This is a genomic window from Lactobacillus porci (assembly GCF_009695985.1).
In the GTDB taxonomy this organism is placed as follows: Bacteria; Bacillota; Bacilli; order Lactobacillales; family Lactobacillaceae; genus Lactobacillus; species Lactobacillus absianus.
Window position 1 is genome coordinate 22,251 of record NZ_VUMX01000021.1, and the last position, 15,478, is coordinate 37,728.

At 52.3% G+C, this 15,478-nt stretch carries 17 protein-coding genes and 1 other annotated feature; of the genes, 13 read left to right on the plus strand and 4 right to left on the minus strand.

Translation table 11 applies throughout. The features are described 5' to 3' along the window. Positions 1-20: 20 nt before the first annotated feature. Positions 21-1,646 carry a peptide ABC transporter substrate-binding protein gene (locus FYJ62_RS07755; protein WP_154549125.1) on the minus strand — a complete coding sequence of 542 codons (1,626 nt, stop codon included), beginning with the start codon at positions 1,644-1,646 and terminating at the stop codon, positions 21-23. A 162-nt stretch (positions 1,647-1,808) separates the two neighbouring features. Beyond that, positions 1,809-2,076: a binding site (T-box leader), on the minus strand. A gap of 81 nt (positions 2,077-2,157) precedes the next feature. Beyond that, on the minus strand, positions 2,158-2,742 hold the full coding sequence (locus FYJ62_RS07760; protein WP_154549126.1) for an NUDIX hydrolase: 585 nt from the start codon (positions 2,740-2,742) through the stop codon (positions 2,158-2,160). A 148-nt stretch (positions 2,743-2,890) separates the two neighbouring features. On the opposite strand from FYJ62_RS07760, the gene cysS reads away from it, so the two are divergent. From cysS to FYJ62_RS07785, 5 genes are all read left to right on the plus strand, one after another. Beyond that, on the plus strand, positions 2,891-4,315 hold the full coding sequence (cysS, locus tag FYJ62_RS07765) for a cysteine--tRNA ligase (protein ID WP_326832018.1): 1,425 nt from the start codon (positions 2,891-2,893) through the stop codon (positions 4,313-4,315). Continuing rightward, positions 4,308-4,751: a Mini-ribonuclease 3 gene (locus FYJ62_RS07770; protein WP_326832019.1), complete on the plus strand. Its 444-nt coding sequence runs from the start codon at positions 4,308-4,310 to the stop codon at positions 4,749-4,751. Before cysS ends, FYJ62_RS07770 begins: the two co-directional genes overlap by 8 nt. Then, a complete protein-coding gene (rlmB, locus tag FYJ62_RS07775; RefSeq protein ID WP_154549128.1) occupies positions 4,738-5,490 on the plus strand; it encodes a 23S rRNA (guanosine(2251)-2'-O)-methyltransferase RlmB in 753 nt (250 codons plus the stop codon). Before FYJ62_RS07770 ends, rlmB begins: the two co-directional genes overlap by 14 nt. Positions 5,491-5,602: 112 nt before the next feature. After that, positions 5,603-6,160: an RNA polymerase sigma factor gene (locus FYJ62_RS07780; protein ID WP_154549129.1), complete on the plus strand. Its 558-nt coding sequence runs from the start codon at positions 5,603-5,605 to the stop codon at positions 6,158-6,160. A 65-nt stretch (positions 6,161-6,225) separates the two neighbouring features. Then, positions 6,226-6,441: a P8 family protein gene (locus FYJ62_RS07785; RefSeq protein ID WP_154549130.1), complete on the plus strand. Its 216-nt coding sequence runs from the start codon at positions 6,226-6,228 to the stop codon at positions 6,439-6,441. 151 nt (positions 6,442-6,592) lie between these two features. Here FYJ62_RS07785 and FYJ62_RS07790 read toward each other — a convergent pair whose 3' ends face one another. Beyond that, positions 6,593-8,350 (minus strand): 1-deoxy-D-xylulose-5-phosphate synthase, encoded by a 1,758-nt coding sequence (locus tag FYJ62_RS07790; protein WP_154549131.1) that lies wholly within the window; start codon positions 8,348-8,350, stop codon positions 6,593-6,595. Positions 8,351-8,652: 302 nt separating this feature from the next. Here FYJ62_RS07790 and rpmG point away from each other — a divergent pair, with 302 nt between their 5' ends. The 8 genes from rpmG to FYJ62_RS07830 all read left to right on the plus strand — a co-directional run bounded on the left by rpmG (position 8,653) and on the right by FYJ62_RS07830 (position 13,512). After that, positions 8,653-8,802 (plus strand): 50S ribosomal protein L33, encoded by a 150-nt coding sequence (rpmG, locus tag FYJ62_RS07795; RefSeq protein ID WP_154549132.1) that lies wholly within the window; start codon positions 8,653-8,655, stop codon positions 8,800-8,802. A gap of 7 nt (positions 8,803-8,809) precedes the next feature. After that, positions 8,810-8,980 (plus strand): preprotein translocase subunit SecE, encoded by a 171-nt coding sequence (secE, locus tag FYJ62_RS07800; protein WP_154549133.1) that lies wholly within the window; start codon positions 8,810-8,812, stop codon positions 8,978-8,980. 97 nt (positions 8,981-9,077) lie between these two features. Next, positions 9,078-9,629, plus strand: coding sequence for a transcription termination/antitermination protein NusG (gene nusG, locus FYJ62_RS07805; RefSeq protein WP_154549134.1), 552 nt, complete (start codon positions 9,078-9,080; stop codon positions 9,627-9,629). 5 nt (positions 9,630-9,634) lie between these two features. Next, positions 9,635-9,910 carry a hypothetical protein gene (locus tag FYJ62_RS07810; RefSeq protein WP_154549135.1) on the plus strand — a complete coding sequence of 92 codons (276 nt, stop codon included), beginning with the start codon at positions 9,635-9,637 and terminating at the stop codon, positions 9,908-9,910. Between the two features lie 132 nt (positions 9,911-10,042). Next, entirely contained in the window at positions 10,043-10,468 is a 426-nt protein-coding gene (gene rplK, locus FYJ62_RS07815) for a 50S ribosomal protein L11 (RefSeq protein WP_206989309.1), read from the plus strand. Between the two features lie 84 nt (positions 10,469-10,552). Continuing rightward, complete coding sequence (gene rplA / locus FYJ62_RS07820) at positions 10,553-11,248, plus strand: 50S ribosomal protein L1 (RefSeq protein WP_154549137.1); 696 nt, start codon at positions 10,553-10,555, stop codon at positions 11,246-11,248. A 170-nt stretch (positions 11,249-11,418) separates the two neighbouring features. Continuing rightward, complete coding sequence (locus tag FYJ62_RS07825) at positions 11,419-12,417, plus strand: glycosyltransferase family 2 protein (RefSeq protein WP_326832020.1); 999 nt, start codon at positions 11,419-11,421, stop codon at positions 12,415-12,417. A gap of 102 nt (positions 12,418-12,519) precedes the next feature. Further along, on the plus strand, positions 12,520-13,512 hold the full coding sequence (locus FYJ62_RS07830; RefSeq protein ID WP_154549138.1) for a 2-hydroxyacid dehydrogenase: 993 nt from the start codon (positions 12,520-12,522) through the stop codon (positions 13,510-13,512). 190 nt (positions 13,513-13,702) lie between these two features. On the opposite strand, the gene FYJ62_RS07835 is transcribed toward FYJ62_RS07830, so the two are convergent. Further along, entirely contained in the window at positions 13,703-14,953 is a 1,251-nt protein-coding gene (locus FYJ62_RS07835) for an ammonium transporter (protein WP_154549139.1), read from the minus strand. Positions 14,954-15,478: the final 525 nt, after the last annotated feature.

Here is a 15,478-nt window from a genome sequence, read left to right on the forward strand (position 1 = left end):
GATCAGTTGTGGGTCTGCGGCTAGTTTACGAAGTAGGCATCTCTAAAGTCGTAGGCCAAGCCAGCCCCTTGCAGGGTAATTCCCTTGAGCTTTGGGTTGACCAGGCTGGCGGTGTTGCCGTAGTAAAGCGGCGTTACGCCTTGTTCAGACAGAAGGATCTTTTCGGCTTGGCGCAGGTAAGCCCAGCGCGCCTTGGTTGAGCTGGCCGTCTTTGACTTGGCCACGGCAGTGTCGTAGGCCGTGTTGTACCATGAGCCGTAGTTGTTGACGTTGCTCTTTTGGAACATTTCGAGGAAGGAGTTCGGGTCAGCGTAGTCGCTGCTCCAGCCGTCCAGGATCACATCGAAGTCGCCGGCTTCTTCCTTGGCGAAGCGGTTCTTGAATGGCATGTTGGTAACTTCGACCTTCATGCCCAGAGTGCTTTCCAGGGCGCTTTGGATGAATTCGGTGGTCTTCTTGGCGTCGTCAGTGTCATCGCCGAGCAGCTTAATCGTAATCTGCTTCTTGCCCAGCTGCTTGAGGGCCTTCTGGTAGTAAGTCTTGGCCAAGGTCTTGTCGCCGGCTTGCAGGGCCTTGTTGCTCTTGGTGATGACCTCCTGGCTGAAGTCCTTGCCGGTTGCCTTGTCGGCAATGCCCTTTGGCGTTAAGGAGGTGGCTGGGACGTTAGCGGCATTCAAGGTCTTGGCTAAAGTTGCCTTGTTGATGGCCGCGGAGATGGCCAGGCGCAGGTAGCGATTTCTGAGATTCTTATCCGTCTTAAAATTGTACATTAGGTATTGGGAGCGGTCGTTTTGCTTGATTTGCCAGCCGCTCTTGCCCTTCAAGCTCTTGCTTTGGGTTGCCGACAGGGTAGTCATGTCCAGCTTGCCGGCTTGGTAGAGGTTGTAGCTGGTTGATTGGGACTTGACGACCGTGAAGTTGATCTTGGTCAATTTTACGGAACTCTTAGCGTAATAGTAGGGGTTCTTGACCAGTTTCCAGGTCAGGTTGCTGCCAGTCCAGCCCTTTATGACGAAAGCCCCGTCAGACAAGGTGTATTTGCCTGCCGTCCCGTATTTCTTGCCGCACTTTTCGATAAACTTCTTGTTTTGCGGGGCAAAAGGCGAGCTGGCCAAGAGGAGCTTGAAGTAGGGAACCTTGCGTTCCAGCGTGATCGTTAATTTGTACTTGCCAGTGGCCTTGACGCCCAAGGAGCTGACGGGCTTTTTGGACTTGAGAATGGCATCGGCGTTCTTGACCCCGGAGAAGTTGTAGGATTGGGTTGAGGCCGTCTTCGGGTTGACCTGTCTTCTGAAGGCATAGACGAAGTCTTGGGCCGTAACTTGATCGCCGTTGGACCAGCGGGCATTCTTTCTTAAAGTGAAAGTCAAGGTCTTGCCATCCTTGCTTTCAGTCCAGCTCTTGGCGATGCCGGGCAGGATCTTGGAATTATTGCCCAGGCGTACCAGCCCTTCCAAGGTCGCACCTAATTGTTCGCCGCCGTAGACGTCGTTGTTCTTGGCCGGGTCCATCGTGGTTACTTCCCCGTAGCTAGGCCAGTTCAAGACCTGCTTGACTTGGGTCGTTGAAGCGGATGACTTAGAGCAGGCTGCCAGGAGGGGCAGGGTAATTACAGTAAGGGCAGTTAAAGCAAATGATTTGTTCATGATTTTCTCCCTCGAATTTAAAATTGACAGGGTTGGGTTGATGCTTTGATTGCTGGTTGTGTTGACGTAAATGGCAATGTCGTTTGCTAAACATGCGGTGCTCCTTCTCGCGGCTGATTAGATTTCTAGGAAAAGAAAAATCGCCCTCAAGGAAATAATTCCCTTGAAGACGATTGTGTCGCGGTCCCACTTCAAATTCATCAGCTTCCTCACGAAAGCTGACCTTACACTGCCGCTAACTACTCTCCGCTTGCCGGGCAAGACTGGAAACAGTCAGGGCAGCCGTGGTAACGCTCGCTAGCGGGTCAGCCTACTTGAGTTCAGCGGACCGGTTCTTAGATGTGTTTCACTAAAAGCCGGCTGCCCATTTTCACCATCCGGGCTCTCTTTCAGTCGCCAATTTAGCTACTCTTCTAATCAAAACCTTTGTAGATCCAACTTAAATTTTTGTTAAAGCAATCTTAAAATGCCTCCTAGCATTTGTCAACATTATTTTGAAAAATTTTTTCGCTTATTTCGCAGAAAGGGGGCTGCTTGCGGGATAGGCTTGCAGCTTCTGGTTCAGTTTCCTGTAGATCCGGTCGACGAACCAGGGCTCGCTTGACTTCTCCAGGGCTTCCGCCAAGCCAAACCAGGCGACGGCCTTGTTTTCGTCTTCTTTAGGCCGGATAGCTTGCCGATCGTCGGCTTCCAAGAGATAGGTGACGTTCAGGTGCAGGTGGGAAGGAACGTATTTCCCGTGCTTTTCATGGCCATCAACGGTCAAAATCTCGACTGAATAGATCTGGTTTGTGACGGGACGCGCCACAACGCCGCTTTCTTCCGTGACTTCTTTCAGGGCCACGCGCAGCAGGTCGTGGTCGCCGTCAGCATGTCCGCCCAGCCAAGCCCAGGAGTCGTAGATCCGGTGATAGGCCATTAGGGTCTTGTCGCGCGCGGGATTGACCACCCAGGCTGAAGCCGTGAAGTGCTCGGCTAAATTTGACCGCAGAAACAGCTCTTCCCCAGTTTCCAGGCGGTAGATCATTTCTTTGACGTCTGCGGCTTCTTGTTCGTTGTAAGGCTGGTAGTTCTTTAAGTCCTCGAGCAGGTCCATTTTGTTCCTCTTTTCTAAAAAATCCGCTTTTTCCAGATTTTACCACGCCGATCGGTCATTTTGCCGCCAAGCGGGCTAATTGTCTGTTACAATGAAAAGTAATGATTGCAGGCAAGGAAAAACTTTTAAAAGAAAGCAGGAAAGTCTAGTGAAAGTTTTTAACACTTTAACGCGCCAAAAAGAAGAATTCAAGCCGCTGGTCCCGGGCCAGATCAGCATGTACGTCTGTGGGCCGACGGTCTACAACTACATCCACATCGGCAATGCCAGAAGCGCCATCGCTTTTGACACTATCCGCCGCTACTTTGAATACAAGGGCTACCAGGTCAAGTACGTTTCCAACTTTACTGACGTTGACGACAAGATGATCAACGAAGCCCGCGCTGAAGGCACTACGGTGCCGGAGCTGGCTGAGCGCTACATCAAGGCCTTCCTGGAAGACACTACAGCCTTGAACATTGAGCCAGCAACCCTGCACCCGCGGGCAACCCACGAAATCCCGGCCATCATTGACTTTATCCAGACCCTGATCGACAAGGGCTACGCTTATGAAGCAGACGGGGACGTCTACTACCGGGCCAAGAAGTTCAAGAACTACGGGCAGCTGAGCGACCAAGACATCGACCAGCTGGAAGAAGGGGCCTCAAAGCACGTCAATGACGAAGAACAGGACCGCAAGGAAGACCCGATCGACTTTGCCCTCTGGAAGGGGCAAAAGGAGCCTGACGAGATTGCCTGGGACTCTCCTTGGGGCAAGGGGCGGCCAGGCTGGCACATCGAATGCTCCGTCATGTCCACCAAGTACCTGGGTGACACCCTGGACATCCACGGGGGCGGGCAAGACCTGGAATTTCCGCACCATGAAAACGAGATCGCCCAAAGCGAGGCCAAGACGGGCCACAAGTTCGTCAACTACTGGCTGCACAACGGCTTTGTCACGGTCGGCAAGGATGAGGAGAAGATGTCCAAGTCCCTGCACAACTTCGTGACGGTCCACGACATCTTGCAAAAGGTGGACCCCCAGGTGCTGCGCTTCTTCATGGCCAGCGTGCAATACCGCAGCCAGATCAACTATTCAGAAGAGAACCTGGCCCAAGCCGCCAATATCCTGAACCGCTTCAAGAACACCCTGTCCTCGATCGGCTACCGGCTTGCTGACGACACCGAATCCTTGGCTGACGCTGACCTGCAGCTGCTGGTTGAAGAGACCAAGACCAAGTTTGACGGGGCCATGGATGACGACTTCAACGTTCAAAACGCGCTGACGGCGATCTATGAAGCCTTGCCAGCCGTGAACTCAAATGCCAACGCGCCAAAGGCTGACAAGGAAGCCCTTAAGGCCTTCAAGGACAATTTGACTGCTTGGCTTGGGGTGTTTGGCATTGACGCTGACCAGCTTTTGGCTCAAGAAGCCGGTGATGACGACGCCAAGATTGAAGCCCTGATCGCTGAGCGCAGCGAAGCCAGAAAGAACAAGGACTGGGCTAAGAGCGACGAAATCCGTGACCAATTGCAGGCGATGGGGATCGCCATCAAGGATACCCCGCAAGGAACAAGGTGGAGCCGTGAATAAAGCAAAGAAGCTGACTGAAAGCAAAATCAACCCGGATACCCTGAGCGGGCAGACCCTGGCCTATCTCGGCGACGGGATCTATGAGGCGGCCATCCGCCGGCACCTGATCAAGGGCGGAATGCTCAAGCCGCAGAACCTGCAAAGAGCCGCAACCTATTACGTATCAGCCAAGGCCCAGGCAGCTTTGGTAGCCAAGATGCAGGACGACGGCGTCTTGAATGAGGCCGAATTGACGGCCTTTCGCCGGGGCAGAAATGCCAAGACCCACACCAAGGCCAAGCACACCAGCCTGCATACCTATGAAATGTCCACGGGCTTTGAAGCCATCATCGGCTACTTGGACCTGGCTGGGCAGGGCGCGCGGGTCGCGGAGCTGATTGCCTGGTGCATCGATGAAGTTGAAAATGGAGGAACTGATGAGTATGTCTTCAAGTAACGAAGATTTTGTCTTTGGCCGGCATGCCGGAATCGACTTTTTGAAAACGCAGGAAGCGGAGAAGATCAACAAGGTCTTCCTGGCGGAAGGAGTCCAAGAAGACTTTGCCAGAGAAGTCTACCGCTATGCCAAGAAGAAGCGCCTGATCGTTCAGCGCGTGCCTAAGTCCAAATTGGACGCCCTGGTCCAGGGCGGAAACCACCAGGGCCTGGTCTTGGCGGTCGCTTCGTTCGCGTACGCTGACTTTGACCAGCTCCTGGACCAGCTGGACCAGCAGGAAGAAGCCCCGCTGCTCTTGCTCTTGGACAACATTGAAGACCCCCACAACCTGGGCAGCATCCTCCGGAGCGCGGATGCCACCGGCGTTTCCGGCGTCATCATCCCCAAGCGCCGGGCTAGCGGGCTGACCAGCGTCGTGGCCAAGACCTCAACCGGGGCCATTGACCACGTGCCAGTCGCCCGGGTGGGCAACCTGGTGCAGACGGTGCAGGCCCTCAAGGAGCGCGGCTACTGGGTCTTTGGGACGGCCATGGCCGGCGAGGACTACCGCCGCTGGAACGCCAACGGCAAGACGGTCTTGGTCATCGGCAACGAAGGCAAGGGGATTTCCCCGCTGCTGCTCAAGCAGATGGACCAGACCCTGACCATCCCGATGATCGGCCACGTCCAGTCCCTGAACGCGTCCGTGGCGACTGGGGTCCTGCTCTACCAAGCCTTTAACAGCCGTCATCCCTTGTAAGGCAAATCATTTACAAGCCGTTTTTAAGAGTTAGAACAAACTCCGGTTCGATTTAAGAAGACAAACAAGCCCTTTATGCTGATTTTAAAATTCAGTAGAAAGGGCTTTTATAATGGAAAAAGGAGAAGAGCTGAAACTGATCGCCCGCGTCCGCAAGGGCGACAGCCAGGCATTAAAGAAACTGTTTGTGAATTACCAGCCATTGGTGGACAACTGCCGGCGGCAGTTTTACCTAACGGACTATGACGCCTGCGACTGGAAGCAGGAGGCCTTGATCGTCTGCTATGAATCCGCGCTGCTATATGATCCTGCCCGCCGCCGGCCCTTTGGCGCTCTCTTCAAGATCCGCCTCCGCCACCGCTTTATCAACCTCTGCCGGAATGCCCAGGCCTTGAAAAGACGCTCGCAGCGCGGCTTGCAGCCCCTGTGCGATGAGGACGCCGAAGAAGAGTCCAACATCTACTACCAAGAGGTCATTCCAGTCTGGTTTATGGCTGAGGAAGCCTTGAGCCAGTTGTCCAAGCTGGAATTGCAGGCTTTCCTGGTCTTATTGGGCGTCAAGGAGAAAAGCGAGGTCTGTGCCAGCTGCCAGGTGGCTGAAAAGGGCCTCAACCGGGCCAAGTACCGGGCAATCCAGAAAATTCGGGAAAATTTTACGAGTAAAAAATAACGCATTCATGGAGAAAGTGATTATAATAAGAGGTGTAGGATGAATTTATTTAGGAGGTAATCAAAATGTCAGAAATTATGAAGACTGCTTTGCTGGACCGTTCAATGAAGGAAGTATTCGACTGGAGCGACGCTGACACCCCTGTTAGAGACGCTCTTTGGGACTACTTCATGGAATCAAATGGCCACGACACGGACAAGACCGAGCAAGCCATGCTTCCATTCCTGAACGACAGCGATGACAAGATTATTTCATTTGTCAACGAACACCTTAAGAAATAGTTATAGTTTGAAGATTAATTTTTGAGATTATCCAACTACATTTTTTGACCTACATCCAGACTCGCTTGCATTCCCGTCAGGGATTGGGAGGGGTCACAAAAAGCACTTGCATCCGCAAGTGCTTTTTGTTTGCCGTTTTGCTTGAAAAGGACTAGTCCAGCAGCTCCCGGGCGTCGGCCACGATTTGGTCCACATTCAGGTGGTTGTCCTCGAGAATCTTGGCAAAGGACATGTCAGTGTCAATGTACATCCGGCTTAGGCCAAAGGACTTGACCAAGACCGGCTTGTCAGCCAGGTAGGAAGCGATCTTTTGCCCAAAGCCGCCGTCCAGGGTATTGTCTTCCAGGGTGAGGATCAGGTCGTAGTCTTTGGCGAGCTGGTCCAGGCAGTCCGTATCCAGGATGTTGGCGGAAATTGGGTTGAAGAGGGAAGCCCCAAGCTCTTCGGCTGCCTTGATCCCCTTTTCCAGAGTGGCGCCTAAGGCCAGGATGGCAGTCTTTTCGCCGTGCTTGACTTCCTGGTACTTGATCTCGTCATAGTTTTCCAGGGTGTTTTCTGGGTCTCCTTCAGGGACGCTGCCGCCAGGAAGCTTGATGGCAACTGGGCCTTGCTTTTGCTCAATGGCCCACTTGAGCATGGCCTTGACTTCAGCTAAGCTGCTTGGCGCAAGGTAGGTCCAGTTTGGCAGGTTGGAGAGCATGACCTGGTCAAAGTAGCCCACGTGGGTCTTGGAGTTGGGGCTAATCGTCCCGCCCGCGACGACCATGACGACTGGCAGATTGTTGGCGGCCACGTCGTGGGAGAGCTGGTCAAAGGCTCTTTGCAGGAAGGTTGAGTTCTCAAACAGGACTGGCGTTGCTCCTTCTTTGGCAAAACCGGCCGCGAAGCCCACGGATTCCTGCTCGGCAATGCCGACGTCAACGTAGTGGGCTGGGTAGTTGACCTTCATGTCGTCCAAGCCAAAGACGCCTGGAATGGCGGCATTGATGGCCATGATGCGCTTGTTGCCTTGGTCAATGGCTTCTTCAACCGTCTTGACGGCAACGCTGGCTGGGGATGGCTTGGAAGCAGGCGCTTTGCTTGAGTCGTCCTTTAAGTTGAAAGGCATTACCCAGTGGTGGCCTTCTTCATCGTCGATGGCCGGCTGGTAGCCCTTGCCCTTTAAGGTATTGATGTGCAAAAGGATCGGGTGGTCCACGTCCTTGACGCCCTTAAAGGCTTCAATCATGGCCTCCAGGTCGTTGCCATCAGCAACGTAGCGGTAGTCAAAGCCCATTGCCGTGAAGGGGTTGGCCGCGGCTTGCCCGTTGCTGTCGCGCAGGGCCTTCAAGGCTACGGTCAAGCCGCCGACGTTCTTGTCGATGGACCACTGGTTGTCGTTGACTACGACGACCAGGTTGTGGGGCTCAATTGCCGCGTTGTTCAAGCCTTCAAAGGCTACGCCCCCGGTCATGGAGCCGTCGCCGATCAAGGCCATGATGTTTTCCTTGCCGCCCATTAAATCGCGGGCCTTGGCCATCCCGGTCGCCAGGGAGATGGAGGTTGAGGTGTGGCCGACGGCAAAGTAGTCGTAAGGACTTTCTTCCGGGTTGCTGTATGGGGTCACGTCCCCGTAGCGGTCAGGGTCCAGCCAGGCATAAGCTCTGCCCGTCAGCATTTTGTGGGGGTAGGTCTGGTGGGAGACGTCCCAGACGATCTTGTCTTTAGGGGCGTTGAAGACGTAGTGGTAGGCGATCGTGGCTTCCACGATCCCCAGGTCTGGACCCAGGTGTCCGCCCGTGACTGAGTCCTTTTCAATGATCAGGGTGCGGATTTCTTCCGCCAGCTGCTGCATTTGCGCCAGGCTGAGCTGCTTGAGGTCAGCCGGTGACTTGATCTTGTTCAACAAATAATCAGGATGTTGATTCATTTTTTGCTCCTTAATTATGACTGCAATTTTTACTATTACAAGTTTATTATAGAAAAAGTCAGGGAAGTGGGAAAATGATCTGCTCGCTTGCCTGCTGTTCGACCTGTCTTTAGCATAGCGGAAGCAGGCAACATTCGCTAATAGCAATTATTCAGGGGATGAAATTCCAAAAGCGCATAACGCCCTGGCTGACAAAGGCGGAAAAACGTGCTATCATGAAAAGTCATGTCGCCAAGGGGCGAATCAGCTTGAAAATATTGGCTTTTTTTGCTAAAATTAAACGAAGTTTGAAGGTGAAAACTATGGCAGTCAAGAAAGCAGCTTTGGCCTGCAGCGTCTGTGGGTCCCGCAACTACTCAATCACTGCGAACAAGAACCGCACGCAGCGCTTGGAACTGAACAAGTTCTGCAAGCACTGCGGCAAGAAGACTCTGCATAAGGAAACGAGGTAAGACAAGGATGATTAAGTTTTTCAAGAGCGTTGGTCATGAAATGAAGCTGGTCCACTGGCCAAGTGCCAAGGAAAACCGCCGTGACACGCTCAACGTTGTCGTGACTTCACTTCTTTACGCGATTTTCCTGGGCGCTTTGGACTGGGTCTTCGAAAAATTGATTCAAATTGTGCTCTAATTGAGCAAGACTTATGTTATAATCTAGACATATTCAAGTGGAAAACCTCATCGCGAGGTTTTTTTGTTTGCCAAAATTCAAAGGAGATATATTTACTATGGTTGAAACTGCCAAGAAGCAATGGTACGTGCTGCACACTTACTCTGGTTTTGAAGACAAGGTCAAGTCTGACCTTTTGTCCCGGGCCCAGTCAATGGGGATGCAAGACTACATCTTCCGCGTGGTCGTTCCGCAAGAAGAAAAGCTGGAAGACGTGCACGGCAAGAAGCAAGAAGTCAGCGAAAAGGTCTTCCCAGGCTACGTCTTGGTTGAAATGGTCATGACTGATGAAAGCTGGTTCATCGTCCGGAACACCCCTAACGTTACTGGTTTCGTCGGCAGCCACGGCGGTGGTTCCAAGCCATCACCTTTGTACCCTGAAGAAGTAGAACGCATCCTGCACATGCAAGGCGAGCCAGCCAAGAAGGCAGACGTTCACTTTGAAGTCGGCGAAAACGTCAAGATCACTGAAGGTGCCTTCAACGGCATGGTCGGCAAGATCACTGACATCCAAGACGACAAGGACAAGCTGTACTTGTCAATCGACATGTTTGGCCACGCGACGACTGCCGAACTGGACTTTGACCAGGTTGAAAAGCTTGAAGACTAAGGAAGATGCAGAAATTCCAAGAATTTTTTCAAGAAAAGGGCAACCGGCGGAAAGTCTGGCTGGCCCTGGCCATCATCTGCTTTGCCATTGAGCCGCTCTTGATGAAGCAAAGCCAGACCGCGGGCTTTTACGGCGTTGGGGCCACGCTCTTGTTCAGCGGAGCCTTTATGGAGCTGTTTCCCTTCTTTAAGAAGAACTTTATTACCAAGTTCCTGCTGGTGCTGATCCTGATGGTTATTTTTGCCTTGGACTACTTCTACGGGCTCGCCTTGAGCAAGTAGCAAAGTCCTGAAAATAGCCCTTGCCAAGCAAGGGATTACGTTGTACTATATTAGACGTACTTTATTATTGTGGGAGGGGAGTGTGGAAACTCTCCATTTTAACCGCATCACGGAATCAAGGAGGTATTGACCGTGGCAAAGAAAGTTATTAACGTTGTTAAATTGCAAATTCCAGCTGGCGCTGCAACTCCTGCACCTCCAGTAGGTCCTGCTTTGGGTCAAGCAGGGATCAACATTGTTGGCTTTACTAAGGACTTCAATGCTCGTACTGCTGACCAAAAGGGCATGATCATTCCTGTAGTTATTACCGTTTACGAAGACCGTTCATTCGACTTCATTACTAAGACTCCTCCAGCTCCAGTATTGCTTAAGCAAGCTGCCGGCTTGAAGAAGGCTTCAGGTGAACCTAACAAGAACAAGGTTGGTTCAGTAACCACTGCTCAAGTTAAGGAAATCGCCGAAACTAAGATGAAGGACCTTAACGCTGCCTCAATCGAAGCTGCTATGCGCATGGTTGAAGGTACTGCTAGAAGTATGGGTATCGAAGTAAAGGACTAATTTGTTAATTTAACTAAATTAGCAAGTCAGGTGGGAGAGCAAAGGAAAAAGCTCGTTTGACCACACATACAAGGAGGATTTTTCATGCCAAAGCATGGTAAGAAATATTTAGAAGCTGCTAAGAAAGTTGACAGCAGCAAGTTGTACTCAGTAGAAGACGCTATCAAGCTGGTTAAGGAAACTTCATACGCTAACTTTGACGCTTCAGTAGAAGTATCATACAACCTGAGCGTTGACCCTAAGCAAGCTGACCAACAAATCCGTGGCTCAATCGTTCTGCCAAACGGTACTGGTAAGTCAGTTAAGGTTATCGTCTTCGCAGAAGGCCCACAAGCTGACGCTGCTAAGGAAGCCGGTGCTGACGAAGTTGGTGCTGACGACTTGGTAGAAAAGGTTCAAAACGGCTACCTGGACTTCGACGTCGTTATCGCTACTCCAATGATGATGGCTAAGGTTGGTCGTTTGGGCCGTATCTTGGGGCCTAAGGGCTTGATGCCAAACCCTAAGACTGGTACTGTTACTATGGACACTGCCAAGGCTGTTAAGAACGTTAAGGCAGGTCAAGTAGAATACCGCGTTGACCGTCAAGCTGCTATCCACGCTGCTATCGGTAAGGTTTCATTCACTGAAGAACAACTTACTGAAAACTTCCGCGCTTTGCAAAACGCTATCCTGCGCGCAAAGCCAGCTGCTGCTAAGGGTCAATACATCAAGAGCTGCGCTGTTGCCGCAACCTTTGGCCCTGGTATCAAGCTTGACCCAGTTGCTTTGATGGGCTAATCTTCATACTAAAGTTTGAAATTAAAGGGACTTTCCGGACTGCCGTCTGGGAAGTCTTTTTCTTTGCATATTTGCTGGTTAAAATTGCGATAAATTAGCGTCTGAAATCTCGCTGGCCGCGTAATTCTTGGTATAATTACTTAACCGAGTTCTAGAAAGTGTGGATTATCGTGGAAAAGCTATTAAGTCTAATTGTTCCTTGCTACAATTCAGCGGCCTATCTGGACCGCTGCGTTGATTCCTTGACGCCAGGCGGCGAGAGGGTTCAGATCATTTTAGTCGATGACGGGTCAACCGACTTTACCCCAAGAATGGTGGATGACTACGCGGCCAAATACGACAACGTTGAAGCAATCCACGAAGCCAACGTCGGCCATGGCGGGGCGATCAACAACGGCTTGAAGCGGGCAAGCGGCAAGTACGTCAAGATCATCGATTCTGATGACTGGCTGGACCAGGTGGCCTACCGGCAGGTTCTGGATACCCTGGAAAAGGGGCCAGAGGTTGACCTCTTTTTGGCCAACTACGTCTATGACAAGCCGGCCAAGCACCGGCAAAAGGTGGTCAAATTCCCCCGCCTGCCCAAAGAGCAGGTCTTTTCCTGGCCGCAGGTCAAGCTGAACTTGGGCCAGTATTTCATGCTGCACTCAGTCACCTACAACCGCAAGGTCTTGGAACAGGCCCAGGTGACCCTGCCGACCAAGGTCTCATATGATGACAATATTTTTGTCTTCGAGCCAATGGTGCACGTCAAGACCATGTACTATCTGCCAGTCGACTTCTACCACTACTTCATTGGCCGCGACGACCAGTCCGTCAATGAATCCGTAATGCTGCGCAAGATTGACCAGCAGATCATGATCAACAAGAAATTGATCGTCTTTTATGCCTCCCAGGTCGACAAGCGGGCGCCATACGCCAAGTACATGAACTACTTCCTGGAAGCCGTCACGGGCGTCACCAGCGTCATCTTGATCCGGGGGAAGAAGCCGGAATATCTGGCCAAGAAGGATGATCTTTGGCGCTTCTTGAAGACTTATGACCTGGCCACCTACAAGAAGCTCCGTCACCGCCTGGTTGGCCTCTTCGTCTCTAGAGACAACCGGCCAACCCGCCACGTGGTCTCCTGGACCTACCTGGTGCTGCAGCGCTTGTACTCGTTCAATTAAGCATTGCTCTTTGCCTTATCTTAATTATTTTTTCATTTGCTGCCTGATCAATGCTAAAATAGCGATATGATTAATAAATAAGCAAGAAAGGCGGGCAAAGAAATGAAAGCTGCAATTATTGGAGATCCAAAGCGGAGCGCCAAGTACGCGCCAGACTGGTCAATCGTCAAGGAGACGGACAAGGTCTTCTTTGACTTGGACGCGCCGGTTGAAGAGATCGTCGAAAAGGCCGGGGACGCGGACGTCCTTTTGGCCGATGCCATCGCCAAGGTGCCGGGAGAGCTGATCAAGCGGCTGCCCGGCTTGAAGCTGATCCACTCTGAAGGGGTGGCCTATAATGGAATCGATACGGAGACCGCAAAAAATTGCGGCGTGCCAGTCTGCAACTGCAAGGGCATGAATGCCGGGGCCGTGGCGGAGCAGGCAATTCTGTTGATGCTGGGACTGCTGCGCGACGTCGTGGGCGGCAATGAGGCTGAAAAGGCCGGCCGCCAGCTGGCCGTCAAGCAGGCGATGATGGTCAGCGGAATCACTGACCTGGCCGACTGCAAGGTGGGCCTGGTGGGCTTTGGCGATATCGCGGTGGCGACCGCCGACCGCCTGCATGCCTTTGGCAGCCAGGTCTTTTACTGGAACCACCGGAGAAGGACGCCGGAAGTTGAAAGCAGCCACCACGTCAAGTTTTTGCCACTGGATGAGTTATTGGCAGAATGCGACATCATCAGCCTCCATGTGGCCGTAACTCCGGAAACCACGGGCATGGTCAACGGGGACTTTTTGGCCAAGATGAAGCCGGGAAGCTACCTGATCAACACGGCCAGGGGGGACTTGGTTGACAACGCGGCCTTGCGGGCGGCCCTTGAAAGCGGCCAGATTGCCGGCGCGGGCCTGGACACGGTTGCCCCAGAGCCAACGACGGCCGACAACCCACTGGTTGACCTGGTGCCGGCGGCTGGGGTCAGAGTTCTCTACTCGCCGCACGTTGGCGGAATCACGACCGGGTCGTTCAAGCGCGGCTACCGGATGATGTGGGAGAACGTCCAGCGCGTGGCTGAGGGCAAGCGGCCGGAACGGGTCGTGAATGGCTGCCTGTAAGCGAGGGCGTTTTGGTCATCATTATCACGATTATGGTTCTGGAGCTCAAGGCTCCGGCTAAGAAGATTAGGCAGCAAGAGCAAAAGAAGACCTGTGCGCGAGCACAGGTCTTTTTGGTAAAGAGATATAGGGATATTAAAGGATTAAGGTGTGATTTAGAGATGATATTAATCAGAAAAGCGGTGAAAAATTACTTGGCGGAAAGCGGAGTGCTGTCGCTCAAGTAGGCATCAGCGAGTTCACCATGCTCGCTGAGGTCCAGGCCGACTTCTTCGTCTCTGGCGCTGACCCGCATGGTTACGAAGCGCTTGAGCACGACGATAATCAGGCTGGCCATGACGGCCGTGAAGACGATCGTAAAGAGGGTGCCGGCCAGCTGGATGCCGAAGAGCTTGATCCCTCCGCCGTAGAACAGGCCGTTTAAGGCGACGGAATGGTTGACGCTCTTAGTGGCAAAGAGGCCGACCGTTAAGGAGCCGACGATCCCGGAAACCCCGTGGCAGCCAAAGGCGTCCAGTGGATCATCGTAAGCCAGGCGCGGCTTGACGTAGTTGATGAACAGGAAGCTGGCCAGGGTGCAGAGAATGGCGGTAAAGAAGGCGCCGACGCTGGTAACGTAGCCCGTGCCCGGAGTGATGCCGACCAGGCCGCAGAGGGCACCGGTGCAGACCCCATCCAAGCTTGGCTTGGACTTGACGGCAGTTTCCAGGAGCATCCAGGTGACCATGGAAACTGCGGTTGAAACAGTGGTGGTCAAAAAAGCGTTGACGGCAACGTCAGTCATGCCGAAGGCAGAGCCGGCGTTGAAGCCGTACCAGCCCAGCCAGAGAATGGCAGTGCCCAGCAGAACCCAAGGAATGCTGTAAGGCTTAACGTTACGGTTGAAGCGTGGCCCAAGGAAGATGGACAAGACCAGGGCGGTAATCCCGGCGTTGATGTGCACGACGGTCCCGCCGGCGAAGTCCAGGATGCCCCACTTGGCCATTAAGCCGCCGGCCGCCCAAACCATGTGTACCAGGGGGTAGTAGATCAAGATAGACCAGATGACGACAAACCAGAGCAGGAACTTGAAATGCATTCTGCCGACCGTAGCCCCAACGAAGAGGGCTGGGGTGATGATGGCAAACATCATTTCAAAGACCAGGTAGGTGGCGCTGTTGATGCCCAAGTCTTTCAAGACGATCTTGTTCAGGTCGACGCCTGACAGGAAGAAGTGGCGGACATGGCCAACAACCCCGCCGATATCGCCGTTAAAGCACATTTCGTAGCCAAAGGCCACGAATAAGACGATGGCTAAGCCGCAGATTACGAAGACGGACAGCATCGTGTTGACGACGTTTTTCTTGGAAACCAGCCCGCCGTAGAAGAAGGCCAGGCCGGGAGTCATAAAGAAGACAAGGATCGCGGAAACGATCAAAAAGACTGTGTTGGCGGTGTTCATAAAATCTCTCCTCACATACCAATTTGTTTGTTTGATTTATGTTTACTTTTATAACACGCTTTTGTTGTTATGAAAACTCTAGACCAATTTGCCGATGTGGGCTATTTCTGAGAAATTGCTGATAAAAGTTAGGCAAAGCCCGCTGGCAGCTTTCGATTTTTTAGCCGAAAGCGCTTCAAGGACGCTTTTTCTTAAAAAATGCGGGGCTGGACCAGATCTGGCAACTCTTAATTATGCAAACATGTTACCGGTTGCAAACTGAAGATAATTAAGTTCGCGGTTGGCCTCAACTGCGGCGATTTTTGAAAATAAGCCAAAAAAACACTCATCTAATTTAGCTTAGATGGGTGTTATCCATTATTAATTTGTACCTCCAAAATTAATGCTTACGGACATTGTTTATTACGTTGAGGGCGAGAAAACTTGGCATTTCAATGCCGAGTTGAATCGCCCCCTTTTTTGTTTTAACGCGTGAACATTAGTTCGGTATGCGATATAATATAAATAGCCAAAGGACTGAAATCG

Bases quoted from the DNA above. Each gene is read 5' to 3' on its own strand.
- FYJ62_RS07780 (WP_154549129.1), top strand. From the start codon at position 5,603: ATGGAAAAAGGAGAAGAGCTGAAACTGATCGCCCGCGTCCGCAAGGGC.
- FYJ62_RS07755 (WP_154549125.1), bottom strand. From the start codon at position 1,646: ATGAACAAATCATTTGCTTTAACTGCCCTTACTGTAATTACCCTGCCC.
- FYJ62_RS07790 (WP_154549131.1), bottom strand. From the start codon at position 8,350: ATGAATCAACATCCTGATTATTTGTTGAACAAGATCAAGTCACCGGCT.
- nusG (WP_154549134.1), top strand. From the start codon at position 9,078: ATGGTTGAAACTGCCAAGAAGCAATGGTACGTGCTGCACACTTACTCT.
- secE (WP_154549133.1), top strand. From the start codon at position 8,810: ATGATTAAGTTTTTCAAGAGCGTTGGTCATGAAATGAAGCTGGTCCAC.
- FYJ62_RS07760 (WP_154549126.1), bottom strand. From the start codon at position 2,742: ATGGACCTGCTCGAGGACTTAAAGAACTACCAGCCTTACAACGAACAA.
- FYJ62_RS07830 (WP_154549138.1), top strand. From the start codon at position 12,520: ATGAAAGCTGCAATTATTGGAGATCCAAAGCGGAGCGCCAAGTACGCG.
- rlmB (WP_154549128.1), top strand. From the start codon at position 4,738: ATGTCTTCAAGTAACGAAGATTTTGTCTTTGGCCGGCATGCCGGAATC.
- rplA (WP_154549137.1), top strand. From the start codon at position 10,553: ATGCCAAAGCATGGTAAGAAATATTTAGAAGCTGCTAAGAAAGTTGAC.
- FYJ62_RS07835 (WP_154549139.1), bottom strand. From the start codon at position 14,953: ATGAACACCGCCAACACAGTCTTTTTGATCGTTTCCGCGATCCTTGTC.
- FYJ62_RS07785 (WP_154549130.1), top strand. From the start codon at position 6,226: ATGTCAGAAATTATGAAGACTGCTTTGCTGGACCGTTCAATGAAGGAA.
- rpmG (WP_154549132.1), top strand. From the start codon at position 8,653: ATGGCAGTCAAGAAAGCAGCTTTGGCCTGCAGCGTCTGTGGGTCCCGC.
- FYJ62_RS07810 (WP_154549135.1), top strand. From the start codon at position 9,635: ATGCAGAAATTCCAAGAATTTTTTCAAGAAAAGGGCAACCGGCGGAAA.